General features: G+C 73.7%; 20 protein-coding genes. 12 read left to right on the forward strand and 8 right to left on the reverse strand.

What is annotated here, in order from left to right; all coding sequences use genetic code 11:
* The first annotated feature begins 4 nt into the window (after positions 1-4).
* The 8 genes from ACIP37_RS31940 (at position 5) to ACIP37_RS31975 (ending at position 6,244) form a co-directional block, all read left to right on the forward strand.
* Positions 5-277 carry an acyl carrier protein gene (locus ACIP37_RS31940; RefSeq protein ID WP_063352985.1) on the forward strand — a complete coding sequence of 91 codons (273 nt, stop codon included), beginning with the start codon at positions 5-7 and terminating at the stop codon, positions 275-277.
* Between the two features lie 3 nt (positions 278-280).
* The gene (locus ACIP37_RS31945) at positions 281-1,312 is read left to right on the forward strand and encodes a hypothetical protein (protein ID WP_363632333.1); all 1,032 of its coding nucleotides are present in this window, start codon (positions 281-283) and stop codon (positions 1,310-1,312) included.
* Positions 1,305-2,204 (forward strand): tryptophan synthase subunit alpha, encoded by a 900-nt coding sequence (trpA, locus tag ACIP37_RS31950; RefSeq protein WP_400844923.1) that lies wholly within the window; start codon positions 1,305-1,307, stop codon positions 2,202-2,204. Before ACIP37_RS31945 ends, trpA begins: the two co-directional genes overlap by 8 nt.
* A 19-nt stretch (positions 2,205-2,223) precedes the next feature.
* Complete coding sequence (locus ACIP37_RS31955; RefSeq protein ID WP_363588135.1) at positions 2,224-2,598, forward strand: ectoine synthase; 375 nt, start codon at positions 2,224-2,226, stop codon at positions 2,596-2,598.
* Positions 2,599-2,695: 97 nt separating this feature from the next.
* On the forward strand, positions 2,696-3,841 hold the full coding sequence (locus tag ACIP37_RS31960; RefSeq protein ID WP_063352981.1) for an acyl-CoA dehydrogenase family protein: 1,146 nt from the start codon (positions 2,696-2,698) through the stop codon (positions 3,839-3,841).
* Positions 3,838-4,563 (forward strand): N-(5'-phosphoribosyl)anthranilate isomerase, encoded by a 726-nt coding sequence (locus ACIP37_RS31965; protein WP_363588139.1) that lies wholly within the window; start codon positions 3,838-3,840, stop codon positions 4,561-4,563. The genes ACIP37_RS31960 and ACIP37_RS31965 overlap by 4 nt, the downstream gene beginning before the upstream one ends.
* A complete protein-coding gene (locus ACIP37_RS31970) occupies positions 4,560-5,315 on the forward strand; it encodes an indole-3-glycerol-phosphate synthase (protein WP_400844926.1) in 756 nt (251 codons plus the stop codon). The genes ACIP37_RS31965 and ACIP37_RS31970 overlap by 4 nt, the downstream gene beginning before the upstream one ends.
* A complete protein-coding gene (locus ACIP37_RS31975) occupies positions 5,312-6,244 on the forward strand; it encodes an alpha/beta hydrolase (protein ID WP_400844929.1) in 933 nt (310 codons plus the stop codon). The genes ACIP37_RS31970 and ACIP37_RS31975 overlap by 4 nt, the downstream gene beginning before the upstream one ends.
* A 172-nt stretch (positions 6,245-6,416) precedes the next feature.
* Here the strand turns inward: ACIP37_RS31975 and ACIP37_RS31980 are convergent, their stop codons facing one another.
* The 4 genes from ACIP37_RS31980 to ACIP37_RS31995 all read right to left on the reverse strand — a co-directional run bounded on the left by ACIP37_RS31980 (position 6,417) and on the right by ACIP37_RS31995 (position 8,635).
* The gene (locus ACIP37_RS31980) at positions 6,417-7,310 is read right to left on the reverse strand and encodes a phosphotransferase family protein (RefSeq protein ID WP_400844941.1); all 894 of its coding nucleotides are present in this window, start codon (positions 7,308-7,310) and stop codon (positions 6,417-6,419) included.
* Between the two features lie 77 nt (positions 7,311-7,387).
* The gene (locus ACIP37_RS31985; RefSeq protein ID WP_363588147.1) at positions 7,388-7,540 is read right to left on the reverse strand and encodes a hypothetical protein; all 153 of its coding nucleotides are present in this window, start codon (positions 7,538-7,540) and stop codon (positions 7,388-7,390) included.
* A 61-nt stretch (positions 7,541-7,601) separates the two neighbouring features.
* Positions 7,602-7,811 carry a DUF397 domain-containing protein gene (locus ACIP37_RS31990; protein WP_363588149.1) on the reverse strand — a complete coding sequence of 70 codons (210 nt, stop codon included), beginning with the start codon at positions 7,809-7,811 and terminating at the stop codon, positions 7,602-7,604.
* The gene (locus ACIP37_RS31995) at positions 7,796-8,635 is read right to left on the reverse strand and encodes a helix-turn-helix transcriptional regulator (protein ID WP_363588151.1); all 840 of its coding nucleotides are present in this window, start codon (positions 8,633-8,635) and stop codon (positions 7,796-7,798) included. The genes ACIP37_RS31990 and ACIP37_RS31995 overlap by 16 nt, the downstream gene beginning before the upstream one ends.
* Before the next feature lie 118 nt (positions 8,636-8,753).
* Between ACIP37_RS31995 and ACIP37_RS32000 the strand changes: the two genes are divergently transcribed.
* The 3 genes from ACIP37_RS32000 (at position 8,754) to ACIP37_RS32010 (ending at position 9,745) form a co-directional block, all read left to right on the forward strand.
* The gene (locus tag ACIP37_RS32000) at positions 8,754-8,951 is read left to right on the forward strand and encodes a hypothetical protein (RefSeq protein WP_363588153.1); all 198 of its coding nucleotides are present in this window, start codon (positions 8,754-8,756) and stop codon (positions 8,949-8,951) included.
* A 2-nt stretch (positions 8,952-8,953) separates the two neighbouring features.
* Positions 8,954-9,202 (forward strand): hypothetical protein, encoded by a 249-nt coding sequence (locus ACIP37_RS32005; RefSeq protein WP_400335750.1) that lies wholly within the window; start codon positions 8,954-8,956, stop codon positions 9,200-9,202.
* A gap of 75 nt (positions 9,203-9,277) precedes the next feature.
* Entirely contained in the window at positions 9,278-9,745 is a 468-nt protein-coding gene (locus ACIP37_RS32010; protein ID WP_400810473.1) for an NUDIX domain-containing protein, read from the forward strand.
* Positions 9,746-9,818: 73 nt separating this feature from the next.
* Here ACIP37_RS32010 and ACIP37_RS32015 read toward each other — a convergent pair whose 3' ends face one another.
* The 4 genes from ACIP37_RS32015 to ACIP37_RS32030 all read right to left on the reverse strand — a co-directional run bounded on the left by ACIP37_RS32015 (position 9,819) and on the right by ACIP37_RS32030 (position 13,637).
* Entirely contained in the window at positions 9,819-10,727 is a 909-nt protein-coding gene (locus tag ACIP37_RS32015; RefSeq protein WP_400810471.1) for an aminoglycoside phosphotransferase family protein, read from the reverse strand.
* 105 nt (positions 10,728-10,832) lie between these two features.
* Entirely contained in the window at positions 10,833-11,510 is a 678-nt protein-coding gene (locus tag ACIP37_RS32020; protein WP_400810469.1) for a DUF6875 domain-containing protein, read from the reverse strand.
* Entirely contained in the window at positions 11,507-12,172 is a 666-nt protein-coding gene (locus ACIP37_RS32025; protein WP_363588163.1) for a hypothetical protein, read from the reverse strand. Before ACIP37_RS32025 ends, ACIP37_RS32020 begins: the two co-directional genes overlap by 4 nt.
* Before the next feature lie 85 nt (positions 12,173-12,257).
* Positions 12,258-13,637, reverse strand: a complete 1,380-nt coding sequence (locus ACIP37_RS32030; protein ID WP_400844933.1) for a pyridoxal phosphate-dependent decarboxylase family protein — start codon at positions 13,635-13,637, stop codon at positions 12,258-12,260.
* A gap of 258 nt (positions 13,638-13,895) precedes the next feature.
* Here ACIP37_RS32030 and ACIP37_RS32035 point away from each other — a divergent pair, with 258 nt between their 5' ends.
* A complete protein-coding gene (locus ACIP37_RS32035; protein ID WP_363623895.1) occupies positions 13,896-15,404 on the forward strand; it encodes a multicopper oxidase domain-containing protein in 1,509 nt (502 codons plus the stop codon).
* The last annotated feature ends 188 nt before the right edge of the window (positions 15,405-15,592 follow it).

Consider the following 15,592-nt stretch of genomic DNA (forward strand, 5'->3'; position numbering starts at 1 on the left):
AGCCATGAGCAACATCGCCCAGATCAAGCGGTTCCTCATCGAGGAGTTCCTGCCCGACGTCACCCCCGAGCAACTCGCCGACGACCACGACCTGCTCTCCGACGGCGTCATCGACAGCCTGGGCGTCCTCAAGCTCATCGCCTGGGTCGAGGACCACTTCGCCCTGCCCGTCGACGACACCGACCTCGACCCCAACAACTTCCGCTCCGTCACCGCCATCGACGCCTTCATCACCCAGCGCCGCGCCGTCCCGGCCAGCGCCGTGGCAGGCGGCTGACCCGTGCACCCGGCCCTCACCGCCCTGCTCGCCGGGCACGACGTCGACCTGGACACCTGGCGCTCGTGGTGGGACCAGCTGGAGCAGCGCACCCCGGGCCCGGCCCGCGACAGCGACCGGGCCCAGGCCGCGGCCCTGCTGGCCGCCCTCACCACCCGCCTGCCCGCCCCCGACACCCTCGCCGCCTTCACCACCTCCCTGACCGAACGCAGCCCCCACCCCGGCCCCGCCCACCCCGCCAGCGTCAACATCGTCGGCACCGGCGGCGGCCCGGCCACCTTCAACCTCTCCACCGCCGCCGCCCTGACCGCCGCCGCCATGGGCGTGCCCGTCGTCAAGACCGGCTCCCGCGCCTACACCAGCAGCGCCGGCTCCATCGACCTGCTGGAACGCCTGGGCATCACCCTCACCTCCTCCCACACCGCCACCGCCGACCACCTCGCCCGCCACGGCATCGCCTTCGCCGGCCCCCACGTCTACCCACCCGCCCTCACCCGCCTGGCCCGCCTCCTGTTCCCACTCACCCTCAAACCCTTCGGACGCCTCCTCAACACCCTCGGCCCGCTGCTCGCCACCGTGCCCGTCACCGCCCAGCTCACCGGCGCCAGCGCCGCCACCGACCTGCCCGCCCTGCGCCACCTCGCCCCCCGCACCCCCGGACGCGCCGTGTGGCTGGCCACCAACACCGCCGGCGCCGACGAACTCCTGCCCTTCGCCGACAACACCCTGCACACCCCCGACACCACCATCCACCTGCCCGCCGGCTCCATCGCCCCCGCCGACGGCACCCTGGCCGACCTCGCCCCCCACCCCGAGGACCTCACCGGCCACTTCCTGCAAGCCCTCGCCGGCCGCGCCGGCCCCACCGCCACCCACACCATCGCCCTCAACGCCGCCGCCCTCGCCCTCGCCTCGGGCCGCCACACCCACTGGCACACCGCCCACACCGCCGCCCTGGACGCCCTGGCCGACGGCGCCCCCCGCGCCCTGGCCACCCGCCTGCGCACCGACCACAAGGCCCCCGCCCATGCCTGACACCACGTTCTTCGCCGCCCGCGCCGACGGCCGCCCGCACCTGGCCCTGTTCCTCAACGCCGGAGACCCGCCCGCCCGCCTGACCGACCTGGCCCTCGTCCTGGACGAGGAAGGCGTCGACGTCCTCGAACTCGCCGTCCCCTTCCCCAACTCGCCCACCGACGGCCCCGTCATCCGCCGCTCCGCCGACCGGGCCCTGGCCGCCGGCACCACCCTGGACACCGTCCTGGACGAACTCGCCACCCTGCGGCCCCAGTTGAAGAACCTGAAGATCGCGCTGCTCGCCGACTGGAGCCACAGCCTGCGCGCCGCCGACCCCGCCACCCACGCCCGCGCCATCGCCCGGGCCGGCGCCGACGCCCTGCTCGTCCACGCCCTGCCGCCCCGCCTGCGCCCCGCCTGGCGCCAGGCCCTGCGCGAGGCGGCCCTGCCGCAGGTCGCCACCTGCTACCCCACCTCCACCCCCGAGGTCCTCACCGCCGCCGCCCGCGACGCCCACGGCGCCTACGTCTACCTCGTCGCCCACTACGGCCGCTCCGGCACCACCCCCGCGCAAGGCCACCACACCCTGGCCGCCACCGTCGCCGCCCTGCGCGCCGCCGCCCCCGCCACCCCGGTCGCCATCGGCTTCGGCGTCAAAAGCGCCGCCGACCTGGACGCGGTCGCCGCCGCCGGAGCCGACGCCGCGATCGTCGGCTCCGCCGCCGTCGCCTGCATCGAGACCGCCCTCACCGAGGGCCGCGACGCCGCACAGGCGCTGCGCGCCCTCCTCCACGACCTCCGCCCGCCCGGGCCACCCCAGCCCGCCACGGCCGGACGCACCACCAGAACCACCAGCACCAGCACCACCGCCACGCGCACCACCCCCGGCACCACCACCCCCGCCCGCTGACACGAAAGGCAGAACCAGCATGCTGATCCGCGACATTGACGACGTCCAGACCGTCGAGTGGGGCAACGGCCTGTCCCGCCGCTTCCTGGTGGCCGGCGACAACCTCGGCTACACCCTCACCGACACCATCGTCAACGCCGGTACCAAGTCCCGCCTGGAGTACCGCAACCACCTGGAGGCGTGCTACTGCATCGCCGGCTCCGGCGAGGTCATCGCCATGGACGGCACCTCCCACCCCATCACCCCCGGCCGCCTCTACGCCCTCGACCAGCACGACGCCCACTACCTGGTCGCCAGCCCCCACGAGGACCTGCGCCTGGTCTGCGTCTTCTCCCCGGCCCTGCGCGGCGACGAGGTCCACCAGCTCGACGCCTCCTCCTCCTCCGCCTACTAGGCGAAGACCCTCCCCTTCGAGTCACGCGCCGGCGCCCCGCGCGCCGGCCTGCCACCCCGGGCCCCGCACGCGGGCCCGGGAGGAAGGCGGCACGTCCATGATCCGCTGGAACGCCGACCAGCACGCCCTGCGCGAGGGCCTGGCCCGCTTCGGCGACGACCTGAGCGCCGGCCACATCGAAGGCGACGAACAGGCCGCCTTCTCCCACGACAAGTGGCGCCTCGTCCAGAAGACCGGAATCCTGTCCCTGCCCTTCGAGGAACGCTACGGCGGGCTGGGCCAGTCCCTGCTCACCACCATGTACGTCCTGGAGGGCCTGGGCCAGACCTGCCGCGACGGCGGCCTCAACTTCTCCGTCACCACCTCCCTCGCCTCCACCGGTGTCCCCCTCCAGGCCTTCGGCTCACCCGCCCTCAAAGAGGCCTACCTGCCGCGCATCGCCTCCGGCGAGGCCATCGGCGCCCACGCCATCACCGAGTCCGAGGGCGGCTCGGACGCCATGCAGATGCGCACCCGCGCGATCCGCGACGGCGACCACTTCGTCCTCAACGGCGCCAAGACCTTCGTCAGCAACGGCCCCGTCGCCGACGTCATCGTCGTCTACGCCCGCACCCACCCCCAGGGCGGGGCGCTCGGCGTCACCGCGTTCCTCCTGGACCGCGACATGCCCGGCATCAGCACCGGAAACCCCATCAAGAAGATGGGCCTGCGCACCTCGCCGCTGTCCGAGGTCTACCTCGACGACGTCAAGGTGCCCGCCTCCCGGGTCCTGGGCCGCGTCGGCGGCGGCTTCCTCGTCCTGGACCACGTCATGAAACGCGAGATCCTCTACTCCTTCATCGTCAACACCGGCGAGATGCAGCACCGCCTGGCCCGCTGCCTCGACTACGCCAAGACCCGCATGTCCTTCGGCAAGCCCATCGGCTCCTACCAGTCGGTCGCCAACAAGATCGTCGACACCAAGATCCGCCTGGAGACCGCCCGCAAGTGGCTCTACGACACGGCCCAGCGCCTGGAGGCCGGCGAGAACGTCACCGTCGACATGGCGATCGCCAAACTCCTCACCAGCGAATCCAACCTCGCCACCTCGCTGGCCGCCGTCCAGGTCTTCGGCGGCAACGGCTACATGTCCGAGTACGGGCTGGAGAAGGACGTGCGCAACGCCGTCGCCGGCACCATCTACTCCGGCAGCAACGAGATCCAGTACAACCGCATCGCCGCCATGCTCGGACTCGGCAAATGACCGCCCCCGCCCCGCCCCGCCCGCTGCCGCCCGCGCGGCCCCGCCACCTCAAGGTGTGCGGGGCCCGCACCCGCGCCGACCTCACCCTCCTCGCCGAATCCGGCCCCACCCTGGTGGGCCTGTGGCACGGCGTGCCCGGCGGCCCCGCCGAACTCTCCGAACAGCACCTCGCCCACCTCGCCGCCACCGCCATCCGCCTGGGCCTGGAACCCGTCCTGGTCACCTTCCTCGACGACGCCGACCAACTCGCCCGCCTCGCCCGCGCCACCGGCATCCGCTGGATCCAGCTCCACGCCTACCAGAGCCCCGCCCTCGTCACCGAACTGCGCCACCGCCTGCCCTACGCCGTCCTCGTCAAAGTCCTCCACCTCTCCCGCGGCCGCTGCCTGGAACGCCCCTTCATCGGCGCCTTCGAACGCGCCGGCTGCGACCTGTTCCTGCTGGACACCGTCACCGACGACGGCCGCGTCGGCTCCACCGGCCACCCCCTGGCCCCCGCCGACGTCCACACCCTGCTGCCCCGCCTCACCATCCCCTTCCTCCTCGCCGGCGGCCTGAACGCCGCCAACCGCGACACCTACCGCACCGTCACCGACCACCCCCTGTACGCCGGCGCCGACATCGACACCGCCGCCCGCAACCGGGCCGGCGACTTCACCCACGAAGCCGTCACCGCCCTCGCCCACGCCTGGCACCCCCGCCCCAAGGAGGCCTACGTATGAGCGCCCCGCGGTTCCTCGACGCCCTGCTGGCCGCGAGCCGCCCCCTGATCATGGAGGTCAAACTCCGCGACCCGCACGGCACCGACCTGCTGGGCCCGCGCACCGTCACCGACCTCGTCACCCGCTACGAACAGGCCGGCGCGCCCTGCCTGTCCGTGGTCACCGGCCGCTGGTTCGGCGGCACCCCCCGCCTGCTGCGCGAGGTCACCGCCGCCACCGACCTGCCCGTCCTCCAGAAGGACTTCCTCACCCGCCCCGCCCAACTGGAGGCCGCCGCCGCCCTCGGCGCCTCCGCCGTCCTGCTCACCGCCGCCCTGCTGCCCGCCACCTCCCTGCACCGCCTGGTCACCACCGCCCTCGCCCTGGGCCTGACCCCGTTCGTCGAGATCACCGGCGAACACGAACTCGCCCACCTGCCCCAGCCCGAACACTGCGTCATCGCCGTCAACAACAAGGACATCCGCACCCGCGAACGCGACCGCGGCGACCTCGGACGCAGCCTGCGCCTGCTGCCCGCCCTGCACGCCACCGGCACCCGCGCCCCCGTCTCCGCCTCCGCCATCACCGAACCCGCCGACGCCGCCCGCCTCCTGGACGCCGGCTACGCCGGACTGCTCATCGGCACCACCCTGATGCGCCAGAGCGACCTCACCGGCTGGCTCGCCGACCTCGACACCGCCCGCGCCGGAGCCGCTGACAGGGCCGCCACCACCGCCCGCGCCGGAGCCGTCCGCGCCGGAGCCGCCCTATGAACCCCCGCCCGAACCCGCGGCCCAACCCCCGGCTCGCCACCCGCTCCCTCGTCCTGGACGCCGGCGGCATCCCCGTCTCCGCCCTCGTCGCCGAACCCCAGGACCGCGCCCCCAAAGCCGTCCTCCTCGCCATCCACGGCCGCGGCATGCGCGCCGCCTACTTCGCCGGCCTCGCCCACCCCGACACCAGCCTGCTCACCCTGGCCGCCGACCTCGGCTACACCGTCCTGGCCCTGGACCGCCCCGGCCACGGCGCCTCCGCCCACCGCCTGCCCGACGGCCAGCTCATCGCCGACCAGGCCGCCACCCTGCACGCCGCCCTCACCGACTACGCCCGCGCCCACCCCGTCGGCGCCGGCGTCCAACTCCTCGCCCACTCCTTCGGCGGCAAGATCGCCCTCCACCTCGCCGCCCACTGGCCCGCCGACCCCCGCCTGCCCCTGCTCGGCGCCGACATCTCCGGCCTCGCCCAGCACTACGCCCCCGGCGCGTGGGAGCGGCCCGACGACCTCGCCGGCGGCGGCCGCCTCAACTGGGGCCCCCTCAACCTCTACCCGCCCGGCACCTTCCACGCCGCCCGCACCCTGCTCACCCCCGTCCCCGCCCTCGAATCCCGCGAACTGGCCACCTGGCCCGCCCGCTACAGCGCCCTGGCCGCCCGCGTACGCGTGCCCGTGCGCCTCACCCTCGCCGACCACGAGGCCTGGTGGCGCCTGGAGCCCTCCCACCGCACCGCCCTCACTGCCGCCTTCCCCCCGGGCCTGGCCCACCTCGTCACCGCCCACCGCGCCGGCCACAACCTCTCCCTGGGCCACGCCGCCCGCCCCTACCACCTGCGCGCCCTCGCCTTCACCGACGAGTGCCTCACCCGCCCCCGGCCCCAGCCCGCCGCAGCCGCCCCCGAGCCGCTCCTGGCCGCCGCCGGCTGACCGGGCGGGACGTCGACGACTTCCTCGGCCAGATGCCCCCCGGCAGCCTCCCCGCCGCCTCCCCGGGCCCGGAGACGGGTGTCGGCACGTCCGCGTCGGTGCAGGTCACCGGCAACGGCCCCGGGCGGAATCGGGAGCGCGCCTCACGCCGCATGCCGAGCACAGGCGCGGGTCACTGCCACACGAGCAGCGCTTCGAGCTCCGGAAGCCGGCCGAACAGGTCGGGGAGGCCGCGCACGCCGTTGCGCACGGACTCGTGGGAGAGCGCGAGGTCAGGACCGGTGCTCGCCTCGACACCGGCGAGGCACCGCAGGATGTTCCACCTCGTGTGCCCCAGCCAGCCGCCGATCATGAACACGAACCAGCTCGGACCTGGCGGCGGCAGCATGCCGCCCCCCGCGACATAGCCGTCGAGGACCGAGCGGAAGACGGCGGGCTCGATGTGGTCGAAGCCCGGTCCCTTCGCGAGGCTGAGCGCGGTCGAGCCGAGCTCGCCGGACAGGTCGAGCGTTCCCGAGAGCTCCCAGTCGAGCACCACCGGCCGGCCCTCCCGGGCGAGCAGGTTCCACGGTTGGATGTCCCTGTGGGTCAGCACGACGGGGCCCGGCCGTTCGCAGGTGTCGACGAAGTGGGCGATCGCGAGGAACGTCTCGACGTGAGAGGCGAGTTCGTCGGCCCAGGGCTGTCCGGTCGCCGCCGCCCGCGCGGCGAGTTCGGGCCAGTCCCGTGACGTCGGTTCCTCGACCGACGCGTGGGTCCACGCGACGTCGAGCGCGTGGATGCGCGCGAGGATCCCGCCGATCTCGAACGCGTACGCCGCCGACACCGGCGCTTCCGGCACCTTCTCTCCCTCGACCCATCGGTGAACGAGCGTGTGGTGGCCGGCCGAGATCGGCTCCGGCATCGGGATGCCGGCGGCGAAGGCCGCCCGCTCAAACCTGAACACGTCCTCGGCGCGATAGGCCCAGCGGCGGTCGGCGAGGTTCAACTCCTTGACCGCGAACGACCCTTGGTCGGTGTCGAGCCGGTACATCCGGTTGGCGAACCCGCCGTGGACGCGGATCATCGGCCCGATCGGCACGCCGAGATGCGAAAGGTTCACCCACGCATGCTAGTGCAGCGCCGCGTTGATCCTTCGGGGGTTCATGCGGCTTTGAGCGGGGAGCCGTCGTAGGTCCCGCGGTCGGCCTTGGCGGCGTGTTCGTCGTAGTCCAGGACGAAGTCGTCGATGCGTTCGGTCGGTTCCTCGCGGGAGGTGAACTGGCCGTGGCGCAGCAGGCGTCTGGTCAGTGCCATCGTCCCACCCCGAGATGGCCCCGCCGCCCCGGGTCGGGGCGGCGGGGCCCGGGAGTTGCTGCTACCGGGCGTCGAATTCGCCGGTGCGGACGGCGGTGACGAAGGCCTGCCAGGCGGGGGAGGGGAAGAGGAGGGCCGGGCCGAAAGGGTCTTTGGAGTCGCGGACCGGCATCACGCCGGTAAATCCGTCAGCGACCTCCACGCAGGTTCCTCCATTGCCGCCGCTGTACGAACTCTTTCGCCAGCGAGCGTCAGTCAGATTGACGTCCATTCCAGATCCCTCCGTACCACGCGGATCATCGAAAGTGAGTCGGCCTGGTTCAGGGCCTCGACCACAAGGCGATCGTAGCTCCTGGCCAGCGCCGAAACTGACTGGATATCCCGTTCGATGTAACCGCGTTGCTCGATCTCGCCGTAGCTGAGAATTTTGCGGTTCGGCATGGTAAGGAGTTGCACCACGCGAGTGAACGGCCGGTTCTCGCCCAGAGAGTACGGCGCCACCTGAATGACCACGTTGGGCCGATCAGCCAACTGTTCAAGGTGGAGCAGTTGCTCGATCATGACGTCCCGGCCGCCGACGAGTCGCCTCAGGCAGCTCTCGTCCAGCACCGCGTGCAGGACCGGAGGTGGAGTCCGTTCCAGGATGTGCTGTCGGGCAAGTCGGAAGTTGATACGTTCATCGGCCTGTTCTGGGAGTGCGGCGCCCTGCCTCACATATCCCGATTCAATCGCGGTTGCGTACGCGGGAGTCTGTAGGAGTCCAGGGATGACGTTGATCTCGAAGAGCTTGATCTGCTCCGCGCGGGCCTCGTAGTTGGCGTACTCCGGGAAGCCCTCCAACAACGTCGTGTGCTTGAGCTGCCAGTACATCAGTACGAGCGTGCCGCCGGTCTTGAGCTCCTGGTCGGCCAGCTCCGCCAGCTGCAGGCTCGGCGGCCGGTGCGCAAGTTCGACGTAGGACAGGTGCGATGCGGTGCACCCGACCTTCTTCGCCAGCTGGACCTGGGTGAGCCCAACTGCTTCGCGTGACCTGCGGAGTTGAACTCCGAAGGCGGCCCACGGGGACGAGGTCGGGTCGATGCTCTTCTTGTTCATGGAACTTCCCCAACTCACGGCTGCTCTGACAGCAAGTCGTATATCGCTTCCGATGCTAGGTGGTGCGGGGCCACCATGTGCACAGAACGTGAAACACTGATTGCGGAAGGTTATTCCCATGGCTGATGCCCAAGTCCCCCGCCTCCACGGCTACGGCGTGCGCTGGGACACCGAGACCCGCCTCTACCGGGTCCGGCACGAGCTCACCGGGGATTGGCTGCGCCAACCGGACGGTGAGCTCAGCGGGTTCGGCTCCTTCTCCGAGGCCTGGGGTGCCTGGCGCGTCTTCGAGGTCCACAAGCGGCCGGGGGAGTGAGCGTGTCCTCGATGCTCTCCCGCGCGACCGCCGACCAGCGGCGCCAGGCGGCCGACGTCCTCGACGACCTGACGACCGTCCTCGCCCTGGGCGGCGTCACGTTGCCGTCCGTCGAAGTCGACTGGGAGCACGGCCGCAGGACGGGCTGCTACCTGATCAGCCTCGGCTGCGCCCGCCCGTCCGCACTCCTGCGGGTCGTCGACCTGCTCCGCAAGGGGCTGCGCTACGAGCGCCTGACGCATGACGACTGAACTCCTCGCCCGCCTGCTGTGGTGGGCCGGCTTCTCCCTCGTATTCCTCGCCGCCCTCAGAAGGTGAACTACCCGATGCGTGACCCCCGCTTGCTCGCCAAGCCGCCGGTGTGCCGGCTCGGCTGCCTCGTCCTCGTGCGCAACCCGCGCGGCGACGTCCTGCTCGTCGACCCGGACTACATGGACGGCCTGATCCTGCCCGGCGGCGCCGCCCAGCCCAACGAGCCCCCGCACCTCGCCGCCGCCCGCAACCTGCACGCGGAGACAGGGCTCAACCTGCGTCTCGCCGACGTCCTCGCGGTCGACTTCACCCCGGCCGACCGCCACCTGGAGCGCCTCAACCTGGTCTTCGACGGCGGCACCGTGCGCGACGACACTCGCCTCACCGTCCCGCCGCAGCACCGCAGCGGCCTGTTCGGCGCCCGCTTCGTCCCCGTCCGCCGACTCCCCGACGTCATGGCGCCCTCCCAAGCCGCCCGCGTCAGCGAGGCGTTGGCGGGCCGAGCGCTGCCCGTCCTCCTCCACGGACAGCGCGCGACCTGAGGTCCGCCGTCCCGGCACATCCGAGTCGGCGACCGACGCGCGCGGTGAACCCGTCCCGACCGGCCGGGACGGCTCACCGCGCGCCGGCGGCCTCCAGGATCGCGGACAGCCGCGCCAGGCATTCGCCGACGAAACCGGGATAGGTGCCCCAGTAGTACGACAGCCCGCCGACCCCGACGCCGACCGCCCACGCCCGGGCCCGCAGCCACGTCACGTCGTCGAGGCCGAGGGCGTCCCAGTACGCCTGGCGGGCCGGGGACGGAAGGTCCCACACCGTGGCGTGCTCGGCGTCGGGAAAGCCGACCGACAGGCATCCGAAGTCGATGACCGCGTGCAGCCCGCCCTGCCGGACCAGCAGGTTGGAGGGTTTCAGGTCGCCGTGCAGCCACACCTGGCGCCCGGACGGCCCGGGCAGGGCGAGCGCGCTGCGCCACAGGTGCAGCAGGTGCTCGATGTCGAGGTCCAGGCCCGGGATCGTCCGGCACTTCTCGAAGCATGCGGTGATCGACTCGTCGCTGTCGCGCAGGTCGCCCCCGCGGTACCAGTGGAGCGCGCCGTGGCGGACGGCCCCCATGAGCGGGACGCAGTGCAGGCCCTTGACGACCGCCGCCAGGTCGGCCCCGAAGGCGGGCCAGTCGGTGACCGACCCCGGGCCGGGCTCCTCGCCGTCGATCCAGCGGTACACCGACCAGGCGAGCGGGAACACGGCGCTCGGGGCCCCGGCGTGCACCGGCTCCGGGACGCGGCACGGAAGGTGCGGTGCCAGCCGCGGCAGCCAGGTCAACTCCTTGCGCACGGAGTCCGCGCTCTGCGCCGTGCGCGGCAGCCGCACGAGCAGGTCGTCGCCGAGCCGGTACATCGTGTTGTCCGTGCCCGAGCCGGCCGGCGAGACGGACAGGTCGGCCCATTGCGGCCGCTGCTCCCGGAGCAGGGAGCGGACGACCGCCTGGTCCGCGAAGACCTCGTTCTCGTGAAGCGCCACGGTGAGAGCCTTCACGCCGGGCGCCACCGCCGCCAGCGATTTTCCCCGGGGGGGCGCGCGCGGAGCCGGGCGCCGACCCGGCTCCGCGCGCAGGGGGGCCGCGGCTCAGGCGGCGGTCAGGCGGGCGGTCCTGCGGTGTTCCGTCATGCCGGAGACCAGCTGGTCGCGGATGCGGGCGGGGACCTGGGGGGCGAAGCGGGCCAGGTAGTGGGCCAGGTGGGCCTCGTCGTCGACGAGGAAGGGCAGGTCGAAGACGAGGAGCTTGCGCACCGCCAGCAGCGGCACGGGCGCGCGCAGCGGCCTGAAGGAGCGGTTCCACAGGCCCCCCTCCTCGCAGACGGGGTGGAACTGGCCGATCATCAGGCCCTGTTCGACGAACTCGTCCTTGGCCTTGCGCTGCGCCTCGTCCAGCGCGGTGGAGTCGGCCCGGTCCAGGCCCGGCAGCACCAGCAGCACGGTCAGCAGCTCCCGGTCCGACTCCTCCGCCAGGCCGGCCAGCAGCCGGTCGTACCAGGCGCGCAGCTCGCCGACCAGCGCGGGCAGGTCGCCGCCCGCGCCGGTGTCGGCGACGGCGATGTGGAACAGGCCGCGGCGCAGCGAGGGCTGGGTGTAGGGGCAGACGGGGCCGCTGCGCCCGAGGTCGGGGTGGGCGGTGGTGAGGAAGCGCCGGCTCCAGTCGAGGATCTCGGCGGCCTCGGGGTGGTGGGCGGCGGCGCCGGCGTCGATCTGCTCGGCGGAGTAGACGCGCAGCGCGGTGTCGATGTCGAGGGTGTGGGTGGTCATCGGGGGCCCCGCCACACGGGGGTCAGGCGGGGGCCGCCGGCGGGCAGGGCGATGGCCTCGCCGAAGCGGGTGAAGCCGCCGGCGCCGCAGACCCGGGCGCCGCCGGGGGAGCTGGTCTCGGCGTAGGCGGCCTGGCCGTCGTGGTCGACGCGGGCCAGGAAGGCGCGCAGGAGGGCGGTGCCGGTGCCGGTGTGGCGGGCGTCGGGGTGGGCGCCGACGAACGCCAGGTAGTGGTGGGGGCGGTGGCGCGGGTGGCGGCGGGCCTGGAGGCGGGTGATGGCGGCCAGGCGGCGGGCGGATTCGGGGTGGGTGTCGGCGTCGACGGCCGCGTCCAGGGCGCGGGCGGTCGCCTGGTCCTGCCCCCCGGGGTGCTCCCACACGCCGGGGGGCAGGAAGAGCAGCGCGCCGACGGGGGCGGCGTCGTCGGGGTGCTGGGCGGTCAGGGCGCCGCCGTGGGCCAGGCACTGGTCGACGTGGACGCGGAAGAAGGCGGGCAGGATGCGGGCGCGGTGGGCGTCGTCGGGGAAGGCCCAGCGGGTGAGCGGGTCGTCGTGGAAGGCGGCGGCGAGCACCCGGGCGAGGGCGGGGGCCTCCTCGGGTCGGGCGGGGCGGACCGCGGGGGCCGCGAGGGCGGCGCCCGGCGGGACGGTGGCGGTGGTCAACGGACACTCCTCGGCAGACAGGCGGCGGGGCGGCGGGGCGGCAGGGCGGTCGTACGGGGGGGCGCTCGTACGGGGGCGGCGGGCCTCAGGGCCGGGCGGTGGCGAGCGCGGTCAGGCGCGCGTGCAGGGCGGGCAGGTGGTCCTCGGCCTCGGGCTTGATCAGGACGCTGCGCAGCACCGAGGCCCCGTCGGCGTCCGCTGCGGCCGCCGGGTGGCGGCGGGTGAAGTCGGCGGCGTCCACCCGCAGCAGGCTCAGGTAGAGCGGGTCGTGCTCGTCGGCCATGCCCTGGCGCAGCACGTGCCGGCTGGCGGCGTCGACGGCGGACATCGGCGCCCCACCCGGGGTGGGGTGGTAGGTGACGATGTCCAGTTGCGGGCGCTGGTGGAGGGTCAGGTGCGGGCTGTCCTCGATCAGATCCGCCCAGGCCAGGGCCGCGCGCCGCCCGCCGGCCAGGACGGCGCCCAGGCCCTGGGGGGTGAGCGGCAGCAGTTGCAGGGTCAGCCACAGGGCGGCGGCCGCGGCGCCGGCGCGCGAGCATTCCAGGCTGATCTCGCCCAGGTGCAGTTCGGCGTCGGTGAAGTAGGTGTAGGGGGAGTCGTGGGCGAAGTGGCGGCCGATGTCGGGGTCGGCGAACAGCACCGCGCCGCAGCCGTAGGGCTGGAGGCCGTGCTTGTGCGGGTCGACGGTGACGGAGTCGCAGCCGGCGATGGCCCGCCACGGCGCCGGGTCCAGCCCGAGGGCGGCGGCCTGGGCGTCGTCGGTGGCCAGCAGGGCGAAGAACCCGCCGTAGGCGGCGTCCACGTGCACCCGCACCCCGTGGCGGCGGGCCAGTGCCAGCACCTCGTGCACCGGGTCGACGGCGCCGAGCCCGGTGGTGCCGGCGGTGACGACCACCGTGCCGACGCGGCCGGTGGCGAGCAGGGCGGCCAGCGCGTCGACGTCCATGCGCCCGTCCGCGTCGCAGGCCACCGCGTGGCCCTCGACCCCCAGGACGTGGCACATGCGGCTGTGCGTGTAGTGGGCCTGCGCGCTGTAGGCGACGCCGAGCCCGGGGTGGCTCTGGCGGGCCACGTACAGGGCTTCCAGGTTGGCGATGGTGCCGCTGCTGGTGAGGTGGCCCACGTGGCGGGGCAGGCCGAACATGGCGGCGAGCTGGGCGACGCACTCGCGTTCCATGTCGTTGGTGGCGGGCCCGCCCTCGTAGGCGTGGTTGTTGGGGTTGAAGCGCATCGCCGTCAGGTAGCCGACGACGGCTGCCGGGTGCGGCGGCTTGACCATCTGCCCGGCGTAACGGGGGTGGAAGAACGGGTAGTTGTGCTCCAGGCGCTTGGCGAAGCGCTCGAACGCGGCGGCGAAGTCCGCGTCGTCCACCTGGTGCGAGGGATGCGGGCTGTACGGCCCGAACCGCTCTCCCCACTGCTCGGCGACCTCGGCCGCCCTCGGCAGCCAGTACCGCAGGTCCACGCTCCGGCCCTTCCCTTCGAGGGATCCTCCAGTGTTCTGCGAGCCACGGTGACCGCCCGCCGCAAGCGGCCCGCAACACCCGCAGCTCACCGCGCGCCCCGCCCGCAACCCGCCCCGCGCGGTCCACCGGGCCTCAGCCGGACCCCAACCCGGCGCAAGGATCCGCTGCTGCAATCACCCCCGGAACCCGCCCCCGCCCCACCCGCCGGGGCCGCACGGGCACACCGCCACACCGGGCCGGCAGCAGGAGGACGCGCGATGGTGACCAGACGCAGGATGATCGGCGCCGCCCTGGCGACCGGGGGAGGGGTCCTGCTCATGCGCACCACCCTGCGCCCGGCCGCCTCCGTCGAGACCGCCGCCGCCGCGGCCGCCCACACCCACCCGGGCCCCGCCGCCTCCGCCGCCGAGGCCGACCCGGGCCCCGACGCCGGCCCCACCCTGGCACCGAAGTTCACCGCCGCGATGCCCCTGCCCCCGGTGCTCGCCCCCGTCTCCACCGACGGCGCCGCCGACACCTACGCCGTCACCATGCTCAAGGCCTACGCCCGCATCCTGCCCGGGCACCGCACCGACGTCCTCACCTACAACGGCGCCTTCCCCGGCCCCGTCATCCGCGCCCGCTCCGGACGCCCGGTCGTGGTGCGCCAGACCAACCTGCTGGACGACCCCGTCTCCGTCCACCTGCACGGCGCCCGCGTCCCCGTCGCCTCCGACGGCGGCCCCATGAACCTCCTGGACACCGGCGCCACCCGCACCTACACCTACCCCAACGACCAGCCCCACGCGAGCCTGTGGTTCCACGACCACGCTCACCACCTGGAGTCCGAGCACGTCTACCGGGGCCTGGCCGGCACCTACCTGATCACCGACGCCACCGAAGCCGCCCTGCCGCTGCCCGCCGGCCGCTACGACCTGCCCATCGCCCTGCGCGACGCCCGCTTCGACCCCCAGGGCCGCCTCGTCTACCGCATGGACGACCCCCTCAACCGCACCACCATCCTCGCCAACGGCCGCCCCTGGCCCAAGGTCGAGGTCGCCGCCCGCAAGTACCGGCTGCGCCTGCTCAACTCCTCCAACCTGCGCTTCTTCTCCCTGCGCCTGGCCGACGGCGGCCCCCTCACCCAGATCGGCTCCGACGGCGGCCTGCTGGAACGCCCCCACGTCACCGACACCGTCGACCTCTCCCCCGGGGAGCGCGCCGACGTCGTCGTCGACTTCTCCCGCTACCCCGTCGGCTCCAGCATCGTCCTCACCAACTCCATGCCCCCCGGCCCCGCCGAACACGTCGGCCAGGTCCTGCGCTTCGACATCACCCGCGCCGCCGACGACCCCAGCCGCGTCCCCGCCCAGCTGCGCACCCTGCCCGCCCTGGGCGCGGCGGCCCGCGAGCGCACCGTGGTCCTGGAGTACCAGGAGAAGCCCGGCGCCGCCCCGCTCGGACTGATCGACGGCAAGGTGTACGACCCGGCGCGGGTGGACGCCTCGGTGGCGTTCGGCACCTCGGAGATCTGGACGGTCGTCAACGCCAACAAGGACGTCCCGCACAACTTCCACCTGCACCTGGTGCAGTTCCGGGTGCTGGCGCGCAACGGCGCCGCGCCCGGCCCGGCGGAGTCCGGCCTGAAGGACACCGTGCGCCTGCTGCCGGGGGAGAGCGTGCGCCTCCAGGCCCTCTTCGACTCCTACCGAGGCCGCTACCCCTACCACTGCCACCTGCTGGACCACTCCGCGATGGGCATGATGGCGCAGCTGGAGATCACCTGACCCCCCTTTACTCGACCCCCCGCCGAGGGCGGCCGGGCCGGGGGGGGCGGCGCCCGCCCCCGGGGGGGGGGGGGGGGGGGGGGGGGGGGGGGGGGGGGGCGCGGGGGGGGCGGGGGGGGGGGGGCGGACGCCGGATGCACGTCCTCGCCGAGGGGGTTGCCGGGGATGGGCCGACGGTGGTCTGGATG

Source organism: Kitasatospora sp. NPDC088861 (assembly GCF_044750105.1).
Classification (GTDB): domain Bacteria; phylum Actinomycetota; class Actinomycetes; order Streptomycetales; family Streptomycetaceae; genus Kitasatospora.